We start from the raw sequence: 16,307 nt of genomic DNA, 5'->3' as shown, positions 1-16,307 counted from the left end.
GGGCCGGGGGCCGGGCCGGGCGCCGTCGGGCCGGGGTCCGCCGCGTCCCCCTGGGTCACCCGCCGTCCGGCGAGGGGCGGGCACCGCCGGCCGGTCCCCGCAGCCGGTCCGCGAGGGCCTTGAACTCGGCCCATGAGGGCTTCGGCGTCCGCGCGTCCCACACCTTCTGGGCCAGCGCCGCCAGCGGCAGCCGGATCCCCTCGGCCACCTGGGCCGGCGTCTGCGCGCCGGACAGGTCGCACCAGACGGCGAGGCGCGCGCCCAGCACCTGGCCCGCGTAGCCCGACGGCACCGCGGTGGTGCCGCGCAGCACCAGCGGCGTCCACTGCTCGTAGATCCGCCGTCCGGTCGGATAGGTGAACTGGTTCGGCTCGCCGAGCACGTAGTACAGGAACTCGTCGTTCAGGTTGACCAGCCTGCGCCCCTGCTTCAGGTACTCCAGCGGAGGCCGGGCCCCGTTCTCCTTGCCCGTCCAGTACTCCACCTGGATGTCCTTGGCGGCCTGCACCACGCCCCCGGCGAAGAACCCGTCGTTCCACGCCTTGGGCGTCCTGCCCGCCGGACGCACCACGGCCGCCCGGTCGTTCAGCCAGCCCGTCGCCAGGTCCTTCACCCGGGCGGAGGGCCCGTAGCGCCGCTGCGCGGCCCGCGCGAGCTGCGGGAAGGAGGCCTGCGGGTCGCGGTAGACCAGCGCCTGGTACTCGTCGGCGCCCAGGTGCCAGTACCCGCCGGGGAACAGCGGCAGGTACTCGCGCAGCAGTTCGTCGACGAGCTTCGCGGACGCCGGGTTCGATATGTCCACGGCGCCCTTCACCGCCCTGCCCTGCACGTCGCGCAACTGCAGCCCGGGGTGGGCACGCAGCACCGCGCCGAGGTGGCCGGGCGAGTCGATCTCGGGGACGACGGTGATGTGCAGGCGGGCGGCGAGCGCGGTGATCCTGCGGACCTCGGCCTTGGTGAGGTGCGGGGTGGAGACGATCTCGGGGTGGGTGTCGGACTCGATCCGGAACGCCTGGTCGTCGGAGAAGTGCAGGCCGAGCTGGTTGAGCTTGAGGTCGGCGAGCTCGTGCAGCCGGTCCTCGATCCACCCGGGCGTGAAGTACTTGCGGGCGATGTCGAGGTTGAGGCCGCGCTGCGGCTTGGCCGGTGCGTCGCGCACGGTGCCCTCGGGGGCCGAACCCCCGGACTTCACCTCCTGTTTGAGGGTGCGGGTGCCGTAGAAGACGCCGGCCTCGTCGGGCCCGGTGACGCGTACCCGGCCGTCGCGCACGGTGAGGGTGTACGACTCGGGGGTCCCGGAACCCTTCGCGCCGAGGGCCAGTTCGACATCGCCGCGGTTCGCGGTCGCGGATTCGGCGTACCCCAGGTGCAGTTCGCCCGCGAGCAGCCTGCCCTCGTCGGCCAGGGCCTTGCCGTCGGCCGGTGCCACGACCACGCGGGCGCCCGCTGCGGGCTTCCAGCCGGGGCCGCGGGCCGGCGTGTGCTCCCGTACGGCCGGGATCGTACGCGGGGCGGCGGACAGGGGGTACGAGGGGGTCGGCTCCGGGTTGGGCGAAGCGCTCGGCGCGGGGGTGAGCGCCGGGGCGGCGGGGGCCGTGGAGGCCGGGCCCGGCGCGCGGTCCTCGTGGGCGGTGGCGCAGCCGGGGACGGCGAGGGAGACCAGCGCGGCTGCCGTGGCCGTCGCGCTGACGTGGACCCTCCTGTACCGCCTGGAATTCCGCATCATGCACTCGTCTCCCCCGTACCAACGTGGCACGCAGGACACGGGCGCGCGACCGGGGAGGTCAGGCCGGCGCGGCCAGGGCGGCGGCGACGAGCAGTTCGGCGCCCTCGGTGCCGAGCGGGGCGACGGGGGTACGAGGGGTGGTCGTCCGGGGGGTGGTGGTCGCCGGGATGGCGGTGCGGGACCTGCGGGGTGCTCCAGGGTGTGCGTACGTACGGTCGTGGATCAGTGGCGGACGGAGACGGCGGGGGCCGTCGGGGCGGACCCGCCGGAGGCGGCGACGCGGCCGGGGCGGGAGGAGGCCGTGCGCCGCTCCAGTGCGCCGGAGACGAGGGCGAGGACCAGCGCGGAGGCGGCCAGCGCGGCGCCGACCCAGTTCGGGGCGGTCCAGCCGAGCCCGGCGGCGATGACCAGTCCGCCGAGCCAGGCGGCGAGCGCGTTGCCGAGGTTGAAGGCGCCGATGTTGACGGCGGAGGCGAGGGTGGGGGCGCCGGCGGCCTGGTCGAGGACCCGCTTCTGCAGCGGCGGTACGGTCGCGAAGCCGAGCGCGCCGATGAGGACGACGGTGATCGCGGCGCCGGCCTTGGTGTGGGCGGTGACCGTGAAGAGGGCCAGGACCACGGCGAGGGCGCCGAGGGACACGTACAGCATCGGCATCAGCGCGCGGTCGGCGAACCGGCCGCCGACGAGGTTGCCGCCCACCATGCCCAGGCCGAAGAGGACGAGGAGCCAGGTGACGGAGGTGTCGGCGAAACCGGCGACGTTCGTCATCATCGGCGTGATGTAGGTGATGGCGGCGAAGACCCCGCCGAAGCCGAGCACGGTCATCGCCATGGCGAGCAGCACCTGCACGTTGCGGAAGGCGGCCAGCTCGTGGCGGATCCGGACGCCCTCGGGGCGGGGCAGCTCGGGGACCAGCCGGGCGATGCCGAGGAGGCCGAGGACGCCCAGCGCGGCGACGATCAGGAAGGTGACGCGCCAGCCGAGGGTCTGGCCGACCAGGGTGCCGAGGGGGACGCCGACCACGTTGGCCACGGTCAGGCCGGTGAACATCATGGCGATCGCGCCCGCCTTCCTCTCGGGGGCGACGAGTTCCGCGGCGACGACCGAGCCGATGCCGAAGAAGGCGCCGTGGGCGAGGGAGGCGACGACGCGGCCGGCGAGCATCAGGCCGAAGGCGGGGGCGAGCGCGGAGAGCACGTTGCCGACGATGAAGAGGCCCATGAGCAGCATCAGCATGCGCTTGCGGGGGATGCGGGTGCCGAGGACGGTCATCAGCGGGGCGCCGAGCACGACGCCGAGGGCGTAGCCGGTCACCAGCAGGCCGGCGGTGGGGATGGAGACGCCGTAGTCGCCGGCGACCTCGGGGAGCAGGCCCATGATCACGAATTCGGTGGTGCCGATCCCGAAGGCCCCGATGGCGAGGGCGAGCAGTGCGAGAGGCATGAGGGGAGGTGTCCTTCAGGGGAGGGAGTGCCGCAGGACGCAGAGATTGCGTACGCCGCTTACGTGCGTCCACATTAATTGCAGACGCGGGATGGTTGCAAGCGCGGGCTATTGCAGAGGTGTCCTATCCTGGGGCCCTGGGCTGCGAAGAGGCCCCTGAAGACGCTCCCGAGGAGGAGTCCATGACGGCGACGGACAGCGCGCTCACCGCCCTCTCCCAGGGCTGGTGCGCCCTCTCGCTGCTCCACGGGCGGATCGAGGCGCACATCGAGCGGGCCCTGCAGGCCGGCCACGGGCTGAGCGTGCGGGAGTACTCCCTCCTGGACGTCCTCAGCCGCCAGCACAACGGTCCCGGCGGCCACCTGCGGATGCACCAGGTCGCCGACTCGGTGGTGCTCAGCCAGAGCGCGACCACCCGCCTCGTCAGTCGGCTGGAGGACCGCGGCCTGCTGAACCGCTACATCTGCGACACCGACCGCCGGGGCATCTACACCGACGTGAGCGAGGCGGGCCTGGCCCTCCTGGCCGCCGCCCGGCCGACGAACGACACCGCCCTGCGCGAGGCACTGGACGAGGCCGCCCACAACCCGGAACTCGCCCCCCTGGTCACGGCGATCGAAAACACCCGCCCCCGCACGGCGTAGCAGGTGCCCTGCGGATCATGACCGACCCGAGAGCGGACTACGAACAAAAGGGCTCGCACTTCCTCGCCTTCCTCGGCTTGGCCGCTGCCCTGACCTGCTACAGAAAGCTCGCGAAACGTGCCACGTGAGCCGCCCTCTTGAGGCTGATGAACGGGCAGCGCCCTTCCGGCGCGACGGAGCAGTCGTCGCCATCAGCCGCCGGCTCCTTCAGGGATCCAAGCGAAGCTCCGTGATGGACTGCGTGAACTGATCCCGAACGAGCGGGTCAATGTTCTGCACTTTCTCACCTTCCTTCTGCTTTCCGCCTTTGAACACCGTGGAAAGGTAAGGAGCGGCCGGAGGGTCGACCTCCATCACATCGAAGTGCACAACCGTCTCGGCGAAGGGCTCGTCACTCAGCTTCTTCCTGGCCAAGCTACTGGGCGCAAAATCTGTGCGCGTACAGACATTTGGCGCCAGTGGGGCAGGCACGCACGCTCTGGGATCCGGATCTCCCGTTGGTGTGGACATCGAGATGTATGCAGTCAGCCGGACCACACCTTGTTTGCCGTCCCGCGCATCGAAAACGAACGAGTGCGTGCGCGTTTCTCCAGGGGCCAAAGATTCGCCGGTCGCAAGCAGGTCGTCGAAGCTGAGCAGGGATGCAAATTTCCCGAAATGCCGCCGGTTCGGCTTCGAAAGGTCCAACGTTGCGCTCGCATCTTCAGCGGACATGCCTTCCGCCGACTCCACCAGGTGCCCAGTCACCACATAAATGGCTCCCAATGCTTCCGCGGGCGCCGCACCGTTGTTTTTAAGCGTCACGGTACCGCGGACTCGCGTGACACCGTGCGAGGCACTCACCTTCTCCAGTGTGGTGGCAACGTCGACCTTGGGGCGCTCATGAGTGGGCTTGTAGAAGGTCAGGTAAGCCCACTGGGCAAATCCGAGAAGGGGAAGCAGGGCACCCAGCGCCACCCAGCCGAAGTTGACATGACCATATACCGCAGCACTGACCAGAAGCACGACGATGCAGACGACCAGGCCGAACGCCAGCATGAGCCATCCCATGTCGAGGGTGGGGCTGTGCAGGTCGATCCAGATCGGAATGAACAGCATGGGGAGAGCCGCGGCCTGCGAGACCAGCACGATGGGGTGCTGCCATGGATTCCTCACCCCGGAGCCGGTGGCAGCGCTTTTGCTCGGCCGACCATACCGTTGGTTCCGCGCTGCCCGAACAGCGGCGGCGATCGAACTCGGCCGCCGCGGCCCGGCGGCCCTGCCCGGCAGGTGTCGACGGAGACTTCGAACGAACCCTGCGACAGAACTCCTGGCGTACATCTGGAGGAGCGCAATGATGTTGAGGGCCACAATGAGGAACCTGAGGAGCGCGGAGAGGACCTGCTCCTTTCCGTAGTCCCGGACGTCGTAGATGCCGCTCCACATGAATAGTCCGACTTCGGTCAGGAGGATGACCGCGAGTAGCGCAGAGAGGAACCAGTAGCGGAAAGGGTTCATTTGCTTGGTGATCACGGATCATCCATTCCAGTTGGCCAACCCACGGCGATCCCGGTCGGCGCTGCGGGGAACGAGCGCCGCCCCTACCACCGGCGCGCAAGCAGCCGACCACGCCGGCTTTCCATCACGACCATGGGTAGCGGAGGTTGCGGTCACCCCCACCCGAACCACGAAGGCCTCACCTTGGTGGGGGAGCCTCTTCACCGGAGAAACGATCACGCCGTACGGCCGGATGGAAGAGCATGCTTCCGATGCGCTGCCGCCACTGCAGGGCACTGGCCAAGGCGGCGGCGAGTGGCCTCGACGGGCCCACTTCGCAGCCGTCTCCACCTGGTCAATGTGGGATCCCGCGAAACGAGGTGCCCCTCGCCCCTACCCCCGGGAGGGGGCGGCGCTCGGGGGGGTCGAGGCTGAGGGCGGCGGGGACGAGTGCGGCGCCGACGGGGTCGGGGAGTGCGACTGGGGCCTCGGGGACGAGGGGGTCGGGGCGGGGCTGCGCGACGGGGCGGACGAGGGCCGGGGCGTCGGCGGGCGGGGCGTGGACGGCTCCGGGGAGGGGTGCGGGGTGCCGGGCTCCGAGGGGCCGGGGGACGCGGGGATCTCGGGCGGCGAGGCCGGCGGCACGGGCCGCGGCGGTGCCTGCTCCGGCCCCAGCAGGACATGGCCCGCGACGGCGGCCGCGGCCGCCGCGAGTCCCGCGAGCGGCAGGGCGAAACGCCGCAGCCACACCCGGCCCGCCGACCGGTGCCGGGCGTGCGCTCCCGGCGGATCCGCAGGGCGCAGGTCGCGGAGGGTGATCTCGTCCGCGCGGGCGTCGAGGGCCTGGCGCAGCCTGCGCTCGACGGTGCGTTCGGCCTGCGTCATATCCGTCCCTCCAGAATCCGCTCCAGCGCGTCCAGGGCCCGGCTGGCGTTCGATTTGACCGCGCCCCGGCTGATCCCGAGGGTCGTCGCGATCTCCGCCTCGCTGAGGTCCGCCCAGTACCGCAGGACGAGGACCTCACGGCGGCGGGGGGTCAGCCGGCCGAGGGCGGCCAGCACTTCGCGGTGCGCCTCGCCGAGCACCACGCACTCCTCCGCGGACGGCAGGTCGGCCGGGGCGGGCGGGGTCCACGCCCGGGCGGTGCGCCTGCGGCGCAGGACGGAGCGGGAGGTGTTGACCACGGCGGTGCGCAGGTAGCCGAGGGCGTTGTCGACCTCGCCTATGTGCTCGCCGTGTCGCCGGTACAGGGCGGTGAAGGCGTCCTGGACCACGTCCTCGGCGGTGGCCAGGTCGTCGACGAGCAGCACCGCCAGCCGGACCATGCCCAGCCGGTGCGCGTGGTAGAGCTCGGTCACGGTGGGCCGCGACGGGTCCCCGCGCGGTGTGTCCTCGTACGGGTGCCCGGGCGCGGAGCCCGGCCCGTACGGCTGCGCGTGCTTCGGCTGTGTGAGGCGCTCGCGGCGCAGCAGCCGCGCCCGAAGGCCCCGCCACGCCCGGCCGAAGCCGGGCGCGAGGGGGCCTGCGGGGCATGCCGGTGATGCCGTGGGGGCGAGGTGGAGCACGGAGGTCCTCAGCCGTTGGCGCGGCGCCGCACGGCGTACAGGGTCCCCGCCCCGGCGGCCAGGAGCACGGCGGCTCCGGCTCCCAGGGCGGTGGTGGTCGCGGAGGAGCCAGTATGCGCGAGCTCGTTCCCGGCCTGGTCGGCGGGGGCGGTGGCGGGGGCGGAGGGCACCGCGCTCGGCTGTGCGGTGGGGGCGGTCGTGGGCGGCACACTGCGCGACGGCGTCGGAGCGGCGCTCGGGGCCGCGCTCAGGGTGGCGGTGGGCGGGATGCTGCGCGAAGGCGACGGCGCGCTGCTCGGAACGGCGCTCGGTGCCGTGCTGGGGACGGGCGACGGCGTGGCCGAAGCGCCCTGCGCCGCGAAGGCCGGACCGGCGAGGGCGACGGCCGCTGCGGCGGCGGCAGCGGTGACGGCCGCCCGGCGGAGGGGCAGGGGAACGCGCTTCAGGTTGCTCACAGGGGATCTCCACGATCGGCTGGGGGGCACGGAACTGCGCCCTTCACCCCCCACGACGCGCGACCCGGGGGGAGGTTGCCGCCTCCACCGGAAAACTTTTCGCACCGCCCCGCGCCGCACCCCACCGCCCCGCGCCGCACCCCACCGCGACCGCAGGCCCCCACCCCACCCCACCCCGCCGCCTCGCTCCTGGTCGAGCAGGTGCGTCGGCCGGCCACCGGGCGGTTCACCCCTTCGGCAGGGGAAGCCTGCGGACCACCTCGAAGCTCAGGTTCCCGTAGCTGGTGAAGAAGGGGGCCGCCGCCACTTCGGTGACTCCGCCCGCGTCGCGGGCGAGGACGCGCGCCCTGCGCGCCGTCCGGTCCAGCTCCGGGGCGTGCCGGCGGCCCAGCCGGACGGTCCTGGTGATGCCGTCCGCCCGTACGTTCAGGAAGCAGTCCCAGGTGCCCGGCGCGAGCGGTTCGCCCGCGGCGAGCGTCGCGAGGTCCACGTCCGCCGAGAAGCCCGCCATGGCCAGCTCCGGGTCCTTCCCGGCCAGTTCCGGCGTCGGTCGGGCCTTGACGGGGACCGTGTGCTCCTGGCCCGTCTCCCGTGCCCGCAGCACGAGTTCGCTCTCCATCCGGCCGGTCCCCAGGCTCTGGATGTACGCGTGCCCCGTCAGCCGCAACCGGCCGCCCTGCCAGGACATCGACGCCAGGTGGTGCCGGGCCTTGAGCCGGTCGGTCACGTCGAAGAGGACGTCCGGCAGGGCCGCAGCCGGATCCCGGAAGAACGGGTAGCAGCGGTACACCCGTCCGTTGTCCACGATCTCCGCCGGCTCGGGCTCCTGCGCCGGGTCGTACTCGACCAGCTGCTCGAAGGCCGTGAGCGGCCCGCAGGCGAAGGCGTACAGCCGTATCCAGTCGATCCGGGCCAGCTCCCCGCCCATGTCGGGCGTCCAGTACGTCTCGACGAGCGCCCGCGCCCGCCCGTACACCTCGGCGGTGTAGCCGGGGTCGGTGTGACGGGCCAGGACCGCCGGGCGCAGCGCCGTGCTCAGCAGGCTGCGGAAGTGCCGGCCGAGCATGCGGCGCCGGCCCACCGGGTCCTGAACGCGCTCGGCCACCAGCGCCATGACGCGCTCGATGTGCGCCACCGTCTCCTCGGCGTTCCGGGGCCGGGAGGTGATGTTGCGCCCGTCGTCGCGGCGGCGCAGGAAGTAGCAGTCGTAGTCGCCGACCACCGATATCCTGCCCGCGGCCAGGTACACGGAGGTCATGAAGATCTGGTCCTCGCCGTACCAGAGGTCCTCCGGGTAGCGCAGGTGTCCGTCCTCAAGGACCTGGCGGCGCATCAGCTTGGCCGAGTGCAGCGAACGGTAGACCTCCGAGGTGTAGAGGTCGGCCTCCTCGGCGTGCCGGTACGCCTTCTCCGAGACGGTCCGCCCGAGGCCCACCTGCCGGGCGAGCACCACGTCGCTGCCCTGGGCATCGGCCATCGCCACCAGCCGTTCCAGCGCCTCGGGTCCGAGGTGGTCGTCCGCGTCGAGGACGAAGACGTACCGGCCGCGGGCCAGGTCGAGGGCCCGGTTGCGCGGGCCGCCCGGCCCTCCGGAGTTCGGCTGGTGCAGTACCCGCAGCTGCGGGTGGCGGGCGGCGTAGCGCTCCAGTTCGGCGCCGCTGCCGTCGGTGGAGCCGTCGTCGACCGCGATGACCTCCAGGCGCTCCATCCCGATGCTCTGCTGCACGACGGATTCGAGGCAGTCGCCCAGGTACGGCAGCGCGTCGTAGACGGCGATGATCACGGATACGTCGGGGGTGGGCTGGTGGTGCATGCCCTGAGCATAAGGTTCGTCATCCGGCGCCCCGGGGGACGGTCCGGCGCAGCGCCTCGCCGAGCAGTCCGATGCCCTCCTCCAGTTCGCTCGGCGGGCCCGCCGCGTAGCCCAGGACCAGGCCGGGGGCGCCGGGGCGGATGCGGTGCCAGGACAGCGGGTGTGCCTTGACCCCCAGGGACAGGGCCTTCGCCGCGAGGACGGTGTCCTCGAAGGCGGCCCCGTCGAAGGTGACCATCAGGTGCAGACCCGCGGCCGCGCCGTGGACCCGGGCTCCGGGCAGGTGCGCGGCCACCGCGCGCAGGGTGGCGTCCCGGCGGTGGCGGTGGCGGCGCCGGACGAAGCGCAGGTGGCGCTCCAGCTCGCCGGAGTCCATGAGCCGGGCCAGCACGAGCTGGGCGAGGACGGGACTGCCGAGGTCCGCGTAGCGTTTCGCGGCGACCACGGCGTCCCGCAGCCTCGGCGGGACCAGCAGCCAGCCCAGCCGCAGGGCGGGCGCGAGGAGCTTGGACACGCTGCCCGCGTAACAGACGCCCTCGGGCAGCAGGGAGCGCAGCGCCGGGACGGGCGCGCGGTCGTAGCGGTGCTCGGCGTCGTAGTCGTCCTCGATCACCACTCCCCCGGCCGCCGCCCAGCCGAGCACATCACGGCGGCGCTCCCCGTCGAGTACGACGCCGGTGGGGAACTGGTGCGCCGGGGTCAGCAGCACCGCCCCGGCGCCGCTCGCCCGGAGTGCGGCGGCGTCCAGCCCGGCCGCGTCCACCGGGACGGGCACCGTCTCCAGCCGCCCGTACTCCAGTTGCTGCCGCGCCCCGAGCGAGCCGGGGTCCTCCACGGCCACCCGGCGTACTCCGTCCTCCCGCAGCACGTGCGCGAGCAGGCCGAGCGCCTGGGCGACCCCGGAGACGACGACCACCTCGTCGGGATCGGCCCGGATGCCCCGGTTGCGGGCCAGCCAGCCGGCGACCGCCGCCCGCAGGGCGGGGGCGCCCTGCGGGTTGCCGTAGCCGAAGTCGGCGGGGGTCAGCCCGGCCAGGACCCGGCGCTCGGCCTGGAGCCAGGCGGTACGCGGGAAGGCGGTGAGGTCGGGGACGCCGGGCGACAGGTCGATGCGGCAGGGCACGGCGCGCAGCGCGTCCACGAGCGCCTCCGCTGCCCGCGGTGCGAACGGGTCGGCCGGGGGCCGGCCGGCGCTCGCGGGTGCGGGCGGCGTGGCGGCCGCCACGGGCCCGGTGACGACGGGCGCGGCGACGACGGGCGCGGCGACGACGACCGTCCCTGCACGGCCGCGGCCCACCACCTGCCCGGAGTCGGCGAGCCGCCGGTAGACCTCGGTCACCAGGCCCCGGGAGACCCGGAGCTCCGCGGCGAGCACCCGGCCCGCCGGGAGCGTGCTGCCGACCGGGAGGGTGCCGTCGGCGATGGCCGCACGGATGCGGTCCGTCAGCCAGTCGGTGCGGCCGCCCGCCGGCGCCCGGCCGATGTCGAGCTGAAGGAAGTCGGACCCTGCACCGGATGCTGATCCGGCGCCACCGGACCGGGCGTGACCGGACCCGGATCCACCGGTCGGGGACCCACCGCGCCGGGGACCGTCGGTGCGGGCACCACCACCGGGCCGGGCATCCTCCGCTTTGGACCCCTGAGAGCGGCTTCGTTCGGCACTGTCCACGGGTCCAATGCTGGCAGAGGCTGAGCGGTGTGAACACCTCCCCGTCCTCGCCGCGCCGCGCGCTCCGCGACCTCGCCCCCGGGACCCTCGGCATGGTGCTGGTGGGCGGCAGCGTCACCGTCTCCCGCTCCCTGGTGCATGCCCCGCTGTTCGCCACCCAGGCCGTCCGGTACCTGGCGGCCACCCTGCTCCTGCTCGCGTTCGCCCGGGTCGCCCGGGTCCCGGTCCTGCGGCCGCGCGGCCGCGAGTGGCTGTGGCTGGCGGGGATCGCGGCCACCGGCCTGGTCCTGTTCAACGTGGCCGTCGTCCGCGGGGTGGCGCACGCCGAACCGGCAGTCATCGCCGTGGCGGTGGCCTCCGTACCCGTCCTCCTCGGGGTGGTCGGGCCGCTGCTGGAGGGGCGGGGGCCGAGCCGCCGGATCCTGGTGGCCGCGGTGCTGGTGGTGGCCGGGGCCGTGCTGGTCGAGGGCACGGGGCGCACCGATGCGGCCGGGGTGGCCTGGGCCGGGCTGGCGCTGGCGTGCGAGGCGGGGTTCACCCTGCTCGCGGTGCCGGTGCTGCGCCGCCACGGCCCGTGGGGGGTGTCGGTGCACGCGGTCTGGCTCGGGGCGGTGATGCTGGCGACGCTGGCCCTGTTCGCCGAGAGGCCGGCCGATCTGCTCGACCTCGGCCCGGGCCAGTGGGCGGCCGCCGGGTACCTGGCGGTCATGGTGACGGCGGTGGCCTTCCTGCTCTGGTACCGCACGGTGGCCGCCGTCGGCGCGGGACGCGCCGGGCTGCTGACCGGCGTCGCACCCCTGTCGGCGGCGGCCGTCGGCGCTCTGGCGGGCGGCGGGGTGCCCGGGATGCCGGTCTGGCTGGGACTGGTCGTGGTGGTCGCCGGGCTGGCCACGGGACTGCGCCCGCAGCGGGCCGCCGCCCTGCGGCTGCGCCCGGAGCCGGGCGCGCAGGACCGGGCCCCCACGTCCCCTTGAGGGGCGCGGCCGGCTGGATCACCATCCGCAGATGGCGACGCCCTCGTCCAGCAGTCCCCGTACGGCGGTTCCCCGTACGGCAACCCCCGCTGTGGCTGGTCCCCGGCGTCGAGCACCACTACGGCCCGGATCCGCAGACTGGTGGGGACGAGTGCTTCGTGGATTTCACGGGGACCGGCGTGGACGCGTACACCGATCTCGGCTACGTCACCCCGGACCGCCCGCTGGTGCCGCTGAGCGGGACGGCCGGGGTGGAGCACGTGGTGGACGGGATCGTCCGGGCGGCCCGGCTCGGGATCCCGCTGCCGGAGCTGCGCGGGGCGGTGCGGCGCAGTACCGGCGAGGGGGTCAAGGAGTACCTGCTCGGCATCCGGCTCAGCCGGGCGAAGGAGCTGCCGGCCCGTACCGACCTGCCGGTCGCCGGAGTGGCCCGGCGGGTCGGGTACGAGGATCCGGCGTACTTCAGCAGGCTGTTCAGCCGGCGCGTGGGCATGGCGCCCGTACGGTTCCGTGCCCGGCAGTCGGTGAGCGGCCCGGGCCGGTAGGCCCCTGTCCTCAGGGCCTTCGCGCGTAGCAGAAGAGGTGCTCCTCGGGGTCGGCGAGGCCGCCTTCCGGCCGGAACAGGCTCGTGTGCCGGTGCAGCAGTTCCAGGCCGGCCGCCTCGATCCGCTGCCCGTACTCCTGCGCGGACAGGCTGCTGACGGTGACCCGGTGGCCCATCCACTCGATGGGGAGGTCGCGGATGTCGCCCGGCACCGTGGCCACGACGAGATGGCCGCCCGGTGCGACCCAGGAGGCCATCCGCTCCAACGAGGCGGCCACCTCCGCCTGTTCCATGATCAGCAGCGGGAAGAAGGCGCACACGGCGTCGAAGGCCTCCCCGGGGGTGTACGTGCGGACGTCCGCCTGTTCGAAGCGGGCCTGCGGGACCCGCTCGCGTGCGAGGGCGACCATCGCGGCCGAGACGTCGATCCCGGTGACCGAGCAGCCGGCCGCCGCCAGCGTCTCGGCGGTGGGGCGGCCGGTGCCGCTGCCCACGTCCAGCACCCGGGCGCCGCGGGGCAGCCGGGCGGCGAGCCAGTCGAGGGCCTCCTGCTGCGCGGGGATCCGCCCGAACGCCTCCTCGTAGCGTTCCGCCAGTGCGTCGAACACCTCTGCTGCCGACTTCCCACCACTCATCGCGATGCCTCGCTCCCTCTCATGTTCCGGGCAGGCAGCCGATGTTGAGCTCGGCTGCCGAGGTCCAGGGGTTGCCGTTCACCTCGCTCGTGGCCCTGAGTCTGACGTACCGGGCCGCCCTGGGCGAGAACGGGGCGTCCTGCTGCGCCGTGGTGTCAGCGAAGGTGCCGGTGGTGGCGGCCGCGCCCCAGGGACCAGAGGGGGGTGCGCATCGGGCCTCCGGGAGTCGGCGCTTCCTGGGCGGAAGACCGCACGGCTCCTGGTGGGGCCCGGGCGGTCCGCTCACCGACCTGTCAGCTTGCGGACCGCGGCACGGCAGGCCCATGGACAAAGCGGAGCGCCGTCCTGGACTTACGGGAGGCGGGTGTCAGGCCGAGGCGGGCGCCAGGACGACGGCCGTCCCGTAGGCGCACACCTCGGTGCCGACGTCGGCGGCGTCGGTCACGTCGAAGCGCATCATCAGCACGGCGTTGGCGCCGCGGGCCTTGGCGTGCTCGATGAGCCGTTCCATGGCCTGGTTGCGGGTCTCCACCAGGGTCTTGGTCAGCCCCTTGAGCTCGCCGCCGATCATGGACTTGAGGCCGGCGCCGATCTGGCTGCCCAGGTGGCGGGAGCGCACGGTGAGGCCGAACACCTCTCCGATGACCTGTTCGACCCGGTAGCCGGGTGCGTCGTTGGTCGTGACGACCAGTACGCCGGTCTGCTGGGCCCCGGGGCCGCCGCCGAAGTCTTCGATACCCATGGGGCCACTGTGGCCGCGTACGAGGACCCGCGCATCCGGTGGAGGCGCTGTCAGGGCCGATCGGGCACCAGGCCGGCGGGGACGTCAGGCCCGGCGGGCGGCGAGACCGGACTCGTGGGCTAGGACCACGGCCTGGGCGCGGCTGGACAGCGCGGTCACCCGGCAGACGACGGTGGTGACGGTCACGAAGCCGACGCCGGGCGGGCCGATGCCCGGTTCGGCGAGCCGGGTGCCCCACAGCAGCACGGCCAAGGTGACGGCATCGCACCTGGCCGACACGCGCCGGGAGCGCAGGGAGCTCCGTGCTGATCAGGACGGCGACGGGGAAGCGCCGGCGCAGGACGAGCGGAAGGTACACGGCGGCCGGCAGGAGGTGGGCGAGCCCGTCGGTGACCCGTCAGTAACCGTGCCGATCAGGCCAGTTCGCAGCACGGTGGCCGAGATCCAGAGGAAGTCGAGGGCGTACACGGTCTGGGCGACGGCCGGAAGCACGGCGCGGATCCTCATCACGGCCGCAGGTGCGGACCGCTGCACGTCAACGCCCTTGCGTACAACCCTGGTTGTACAGGGACACCTCCTCGGTGGGGAGGCCGATTTCACTCCGTGGACGGGCGACTTCCCCGGCGCCCGCCTGCTTGGATTTTCCTCAGCCGACCGGGAGTCGGCGACGGTCCTGCCCCCGCCGGGCCCCTGCGAGGCCGTGCCCGTTCGGGGGCGGGCACGGCTTCGTGGCCCGGGTGGTGCGGCCCGCGCCGGCCTTGGCCGAAACTCCTGTACGAGTGATTGGCACGCCCCCGCCACACTCCCTACGATGGGCCGCCACCCCGGCCGCAGGGCCTTTGACGAGGGCCACCAGGAGGGCACATGGAGTCAGGGCAGACCCCCGGGACACCGTCGCCGCTCATCGACATGCACACCCCGAGTGTCGCTCGGATGTACGACTGGCTGCTGGGCGGGGTGGAGAACTACGCCAGCGACCGCGAGGCCTGTGCCCGGCTCCTGGAGATCGCCCCCAGCACCCAGCTGCTGGCCCGCAACAACCGGGCGTTCCTGCAGCGCGTCGTCCGCATCCTCGTCGAGGAGTACGGGATCCGGCAGTTCCTCGACCACGGTTCCGGTCTGCCCACGCAGGACAACGTGCACGAGGTGGCCCAGCGGGCCGACCCCCGGTGCCGGGTGGCGTACATCGACAACGATCCCATGGTCCTCGCGCACGCCCAGACCACGCTGCACGAGGACGGCCGCACCCTGGTCCTGTCGAAGGACATGCGGCGGACCGCGGAGATCCGGCGGGAGACGGACGGGTTCCTCGACTGGGACCGGCCGATCGCCGCCCTGTTCGTCTCCGTGCTGCACTGCCTGAAGGACACGGACGACGAGAACGACCCGGCCGCGGTGGTCCGCAACACGGCGGCCCTGCTGCCGCCGGGCAGCTTCATGGTGATCTGCCAGCTCGTCAGCGAGGACGCCGTCGTCCGCGACGAGGTGACCCGCCTGATGGACGTCACCACGCACGGCACCTGGGGCCGCGTCCGCGAACCGCACGAGGTCCGCCGCTACTTCGACGGACTGGACGTCCTCGCTCCGGGCCTGGTGGACGTGGTCGACTGGCGCCCCGACAGCACTCCCCCGCCCGCGTCACACCGTCCCCGGGACTGGGTCGAGTGGGGCGGGGTCGGCCGGCTCCGGGCCGTCTAGGATGCGGTCCGGTCGCCGAACCGGTGCTGGGCCTTGAGGATCAGGTCGATGCTCTCGTCCTTGGACGCCGCCGCGTTGCGGAGGTTGCTCAGGGCGTTGCGGTAGTCGTCGAGGGCCCGGGGCTTCGTGACGTAGTTCGCCCCGTTGATGTGCTCCACGTAGGCGAGCTCCGACTGCTCGCCGTTGCTGAACTTGAGATGCGTGATCGGATACGGGGGTGTGACGCCCCACTCCCGGCTCATCTTCAGGATGCGGATGCTCACCTTGTCGGTGTCGCCGGCGTGCAGCAGGTGCTTCAGCTGCTCGTGCATCACCTGCGCGTCACCGCAGCGGCGGTGCAGGATGCTCTCCTCCAGGAGGGCGACCACCCGTGGCAGGGGGCCGTCCATCAGGCGCAGTTGCCGCTCGGCCCGCAGCTCGACCACCCGGTCGACCTCCTCCGGCTCGGCGCTGGGCATGACGGCGCGGACCATGTGGCGGGCGTAGGCGCGGGTCTGGAGGATGCCGGGGACGACCAGGTTCTCGTAGACGCAGATCTCCTCGGCGTCGCCCTCCAGCTGGATGAGGCGCTTGAGGAAGCCGGGGGTGACATCGCTGAACTGCTCGTACCATTCCGCGTCCTGCGCGTGTTCCAGGAGCCGCTCGATCACCCGCATCTGCTGCGCGTCGACCTCGTAGAACGCGGCGAGGGCGCGCACGTCGCGCGGCCGGGGCGGGCTCTCGCCCCGCTCCAGGCGGCTGATCTTCGAGACCGACCCCCGGATGACCGGGGCGACCTGGCGCAGGGTGAGGCCCCGGGCCTCACGGCACCTTCTGAGCTCCTGCCCGAGCAGGCGGTCGGCCGCCGCCCGTCCCGGATCCTGGCCCAGCGGCACGACGGGGGCGACCGGGTCGGGCAGCGGATCGGGGAGGGCAGGCATCAG

At 73.1% G+C, this 16,307-nt stretch carries 15 protein-coding genes and 1 pseudogene; 4 read left to right on the top strand and 12 right to left on the bottom strand.

Going from position 1 to position 16,307, the window contains the following annotated elements; translation table 11 throughout:
- Positions 1-55: 55 nt before the first annotated feature.
- Both ABZ128_RS30495 and ABZ128_RS30490 read right to left on the bottom strand, forming a co-directional pair.
- Positions 56-1,723 (bottom strand): glycoside hydrolase family 20 protein, encoded by a 1,668-nt coding sequence (locus tag ABZ128_RS30495; RefSeq protein WP_356852489.1) that lies wholly within the window; start codon positions 1,721-1,723, stop codon positions 56-58.
- 225 nt (positions 1,724-1,948) lie between these two features.
- Positions 1,949-3,169, bottom strand: a complete 1,221-nt coding sequence (locus ABZ128_RS30490; protein WP_356852485.1) for an MFS transporter — start codon at positions 3,167-3,169, stop codon at positions 1,949-1,951.
- A 182-nt stretch (positions 3,170-3,351) separates the two neighbouring features.
- Between ABZ128_RS30490 and ABZ128_RS30485 the strand changes: the two genes are divergently transcribed.
- Entirely contained in the window at positions 3,352-3,813 is a 462-nt protein-coding gene (locus ABZ128_RS30485; protein ID WP_356852484.1) for a MarR family transcriptional regulator, read from the top strand.
- 207 nt (positions 3,814-4,020) lie between these two features.
- Here the strand turns inward: ABZ128_RS30485 and ABZ128_RS30480 are convergent, their stop codons facing one another.
- The 6 genes from ABZ128_RS30480 to ABZ128_RS30455 all read right to left on the bottom strand — a co-directional run bounded on the left by ABZ128_RS30480 (position 4,021) and on the right by ABZ128_RS30455 (position 10,791).
- Complete coding sequence (locus ABZ128_RS30480) at positions 4,021-5,325, bottom strand: hypothetical protein (protein WP_356852482.1); 1,305 nt, start codon at positions 5,323-5,325, stop codon at positions 4,021-4,023.
- A gap of 357 nt (positions 5,326-5,682) precedes the next feature.
- Positions 5,683-6,174 (bottom strand): hypothetical protein, encoded by a 492-nt coding sequence (locus ABZ128_RS30475; RefSeq protein WP_356852481.1) that lies wholly within the window; start codon positions 6,172-6,174, stop codon positions 5,683-5,685.
- Positions 6,171-6,854 (bottom strand): SigE family RNA polymerase sigma factor, encoded by a 684-nt coding sequence (locus ABZ128_RS30470; protein WP_356852479.1) that lies wholly within the window; start codon positions 6,852-6,854, stop codon positions 6,171-6,173. The genes ABZ128_RS30475 and ABZ128_RS30470 overlap by 4 nt, the downstream gene beginning before the upstream one ends.
- Positions 6,855-6,862: 8 nt before the next feature.
- A complete protein-coding gene (locus ABZ128_RS30465; protein ID WP_356852477.1) occupies positions 6,863-7,309 on the bottom strand; it encodes an LAETG motif-containing sortase-dependent surface protein in 447 nt (148 codons plus the stop codon).
- A 226-nt stretch (positions 7,310-7,535) separates the two neighbouring features.
- The gene (locus ABZ128_RS30460) at positions 7,536-9,122 is read right to left on the bottom strand and encodes a glycosyltransferase (RefSeq protein WP_356852475.1); all 1,587 of its coding nucleotides are present in this window, start codon (positions 9,120-9,122) and stop codon (positions 7,536-7,538) included.
- Positions 9,123-9,141: 19 nt separating this feature from the next.
- A complete protein-coding gene (locus ABZ128_RS30455) occupies positions 9,142-10,791 on the bottom strand; it encodes a PLP-dependent aminotransferase family protein (protein WP_356852474.1) in 1,650 nt (549 codons plus the stop codon).
- Between the two features lie 29 nt (positions 10,792-10,820).
- Here ABZ128_RS30455 and ABZ128_RS30450 point away from each other — a divergent pair, with 29 nt between their 5' ends.
- Positions 10,821-11,765, top strand: a complete 945-nt coding sequence (locus ABZ128_RS30450; RefSeq protein ID WP_356852473.1) for a DMT family transporter — start codon at positions 10,821-10,823, stop codon at positions 11,763-11,765.
- A gap of 89 nt (positions 11,766-11,854) precedes the next feature.
- A pseudogene (locus tag ABZ128_RS30445) lies at positions 11,855-12,310 on the top strand (AraC family transcriptional regulator); the annotation flags it as partial.
- A gap of 10 nt (positions 12,311-12,320) precedes the next feature.
- Here ABZ128_RS30445 and ABZ128_RS30440 read toward each other — a convergent pair.
- The 3 genes from ABZ128_RS30440 to ABZ128_RS30430 form a co-directional block, all read right to left on the bottom strand.
- Entirely contained in the window at positions 12,321-12,944 is a 624-nt protein-coding gene (locus tag ABZ128_RS30440; RefSeq protein ID WP_356852472.1) for a class I SAM-dependent methyltransferase, read from the bottom strand.
- A gap of 367 nt (positions 12,945-13,311) precedes the next feature.
- The gene (locus ABZ128_RS30435) at positions 13,312-13,686 is read right to left on the bottom strand and encodes a YbjQ family protein (RefSeq protein ID WP_356852470.1); all 375 of its coding nucleotides are present in this window, start codon (positions 13,684-13,686) and stop codon (positions 13,312-13,314) included.
- Positions 13,687-13,770: 84 nt separating this feature from the next.
- Positions 13,771-13,965 (bottom strand): hypothetical protein, encoded by a 195-nt coding sequence (locus tag ABZ128_RS30430; protein WP_356852469.1) that lies wholly within the window; start codon positions 13,963-13,965, stop codon positions 13,771-13,773.
- A 585-nt stretch (positions 13,966-14,550) separates the two neighbouring features.
- Here ABZ128_RS30430 and ABZ128_RS30425 point away from each other — a divergent pair.
- Entirely contained in the window at positions 14,551-15,384 is an 834-nt protein-coding gene (locus tag ABZ128_RS30425) for an SAM-dependent methyltransferase (protein ID WP_356852467.1), read from the top strand.
- Here ABZ128_RS30425 and ABZ128_RS30420 read toward each other — a convergent pair.
- Positions 15,381-16,304: a helix-turn-helix transcriptional regulator gene (locus tag ABZ128_RS30420; protein WP_356852466.1), complete on the bottom strand. Its 924-nt coding sequence runs from the start codon at positions 16,302-16,304 to the stop codon at positions 15,381-15,383. The genes ABZ128_RS30425 and ABZ128_RS30420 overlap by 4 nt on opposite strands.
- Between the last annotated feature and the right edge of the window lie 3 nt (positions 16,305-16,307).

The organism is Streptomyces sp. NPDC006326 (assembly GCF_040612915.1).
In the GTDB taxonomy this organism is placed as follows: domain Bacteria; phylum Actinomycetota; class Actinomycetes; order Streptomycetales; family Streptomycetaceae; genus Streptomyces.
The sequence above is the reverse complement of the archived record's forward strand: the minus strand, read 5'-3'. Positions and strand labels throughout refer to the sequence as shown.